Raw genomic sequence first — 2,454 nt, 5'->3', positions numbered from 1 at the left:
GACAAATTGCTCAACTCGTGCTGTGGTATCGGAGGAAAGAATCGCCAATTGTAAACCGGCCGCGTGCAGATAACGAATTACTTCTAAACATTGGGGATAGAGGGGATTTAAGCGGGGGGGAACCTTTTCATCGGCCGCTTGAAAGGATGCTTTTGCGATCGCCATTGCCGTTAACCAATCCCGGCCGGTGGAAGCAATACAACCGGCAGCGGCGATATGATTATCTCTGCGGCTGCCCACTGCCATTAAACCGGCAGGATTGAGACTATTTGTCCCAATACCGAAAGTTTTGGTTAATAAAGACTCTAAACCAGGGATTTGCGATTCAATGGCTTGTATCCGGGCTATAGCTCGATCGTACCAGAAAGCCCGCGAATCCTCTAGCGTACCGTCCTTATCAAAAACAATCCCTTGAATATCTCTAAATTCTCGATTACCACAGCGAATTATCGGCAAATAAACCCCCTTATTTTTATTGAATGTCAGCCATCATTTTAGCTGTCAGGATTCAGGAGACAGGATTCAGGAGACAGGATTCAGGAGACAGGATTCAGGAGACAGGAGACAGGAGACAGGAGATTATTTTTTATTTATTCTCCCCACTACCCCACTACCCCACTACCCCACTACCCTACACCCCACACCCTACACCCCACACCCTACACCCTACACCCCACTTCCCCACACCCCACACCCCACTTTCCTATACCTTTTAAACAGGATTTAGTATTACTCCTCAAAAGCGGCCTTTTGCTGACGGACTAAATCGACACCACGGGAAGTTCCCAGACGGGTGGCTCCGGCCTCAATCAGAGCGAGCGCTTGTTCTAGGGTGCGAATTCCGCCGGATGCTTTAATTCCTACCCGGCCTTTGCTAATTTCCTTGAGAAACTTGACATCGCTAACCGTTGCACCTCCAAACCAGCCGGTACTGGTTTTTAGATAACTCACTCCTGCATCCATGCAAATCTCCGCCGCTAAACGTTTCTCGGTGTCTGTTAGTTGCGAGGTTTCCAGAATCGCTTTTACCGTCTGGCCGGTTTCCTGACAAATACTAGCAATTTCTTGGAATAATTGCTCAGATTTCCCATCTTTTAGCCAACCGAGATTAATAACCACCTCTAACTCCTTAGCGCCATTATCTACAGCTTCTAAAGCCTCATAACGTTTAACTGCGGAGGTAGTGGCCCCTGCGGGAAAACCAATCACGGTAGAAACTAAAGTTTTTTTGCCGTGGAGTAACTGCACAGCTTGCTTAACGGCGGCGGGATAAACGCAGACGGTGGGAAAATGATATTGATCAGCCTGTTGACAGTAAGCCTCTAATTGTTCACTGGTGGCGGTGGGGATGAGGAGAGAATGGTCGATATATTGTGCTAAATCTAGATCAGAATCGGTGATAGCCATTATCTAAGCCTCAATATAGTCAATCGATCGCTATTTTCTCATTTTATGGAAGTCAAACAGCAAAGTCATCTCTCGTTAACCTAGAAATTCAGAGACTAGCAAAAATCCAGTAACCTAGGAAGAAACCGTCACAAGTGAAGACTAGGAGACAATAGACCTATGTTAGAAGCCTATCATCAGCACGTTGCCGACCGAGCGAAATTAGGTATCCCTCCCCTTCCCCTCAATGCTCAACAAACGGCGGAATTATGCGAAATGCTCAAAAATCCGTCCGAAGAACTCAGGGGAGAATTGCTGACCCTGCTGCGTGACCGTGTTCCCCCCGGAGTTGACGAAGCGGCCTACGTTAAAGCGGGATTTTTAACAGGAATTGCCAAAGGTGAAATAAAATCTAACGTTATCTCCCCCCAGGGTGCGGTTAGCTTACTGGGAACCATGGTCGGTGGTTATAACGTTCATTCTCTGATTGAACTGCTGAAATCCAGAGATATTAATATCGCCGCCGCTGCCGCCAGCGCTTTAAGTAAAACCCTGCTGGTATTCGACGCATTTAACGAGGTTTTGGAATTATCCGACACCAATCCCTATGCTAAACAGGTTATCGATGCTTGGGCCAATGGCGCTTGGTTTATCGCTAAACCGAAACTTGCTAAAGAAATTACCGTCACCGTTTTCAAAGTACCCGGGGAAACCAATACAGATGACCTATCTCCCGCTCCCCATGCCACCACCCGGCCCGATATTCCCCTCCATGCTTTGGTAATGTTAGAAACCCGTCAACCCGGGTCCTTAGAAACCATTGCCGAATTGAAAAAATTAGGCCATCCGGTCGCCTATGTGGGGGATGTGGTTGGGACTGGTTCCAGCCGAAAATCGGCGATTAACTCGGTTCTCTGGCATATTGGTGATGATATTCCCTTTGTGCCTAATAAACGTGCTGGTGGCTATATTTTAGGCAGTAAAATCGCCCCTATCTTCTTTAATACGGCCGAGGATTCCGGCGCATTACCGCTTGGATGCGATGTTAGCCAAATGAACACGGGGGAT

General features: G+C 47.6%; 4 protein-coding genes. 2 read left to right on the top strand and 2 right to left on the bottom strand.

All coding sequences use genetic code 11. From position 1 onward, the window contains the following. Nucleotides 1–456 (bottom strand): HAD family hydrolase (locus PX481_RS05300; RefSeq protein ID WP_353852183.1); only part of this gene is annotated, 456 nt, incomplete at its 3' end. Nucleotides 457–479: 23 nt separating this feature from the next. Between PX481_RS05300 and PX481_RS05295 the strand changes: the two genes are divergently transcribed. Beyond that, on the top strand, nucleotides 480–716 hold the full coding sequence (locus tag PX481_RS05295; RefSeq protein ID WP_071825082.1) for a hypothetical protein: 237 nt from the start codon (nucleotides 480–482) through the stop codon (nucleotides 714–716). Nucleotides 717–729: 13 nt separating this feature from the next. On the opposite strand, the gene deoC is transcribed toward PX481_RS05295, so the two are convergent. After that, on the bottom strand, nucleotides 730–1,407 hold the full coding sequence (gene deoC / locus PX481_RS05290) for a deoxyribose-phosphate aldolase (protein ID WP_002761367.1): 678 nt from the start codon (nucleotides 1,405–1,407) through the stop codon (nucleotides 730–732). Between the two features lie 159 nt (nucleotides 1,408–1,566). On the opposite strand from deoC, the gene PX481_RS05285 reads away from it, so the two are divergent. Then, nucleotides 1,567–2,454, top strand: an 888-nt coding sequence (locus PX481_RS05285; protein ID WP_502888588.1) for an aconitate B, incomplete at its 3' end; no start/stop codon positions are given.

The organism is Microcystis sp. M53603_WE2 (assembly GCF_030065435.1).
This window is presented reverse-complemented; position numbering and strand designations above follow the sequence as displayed.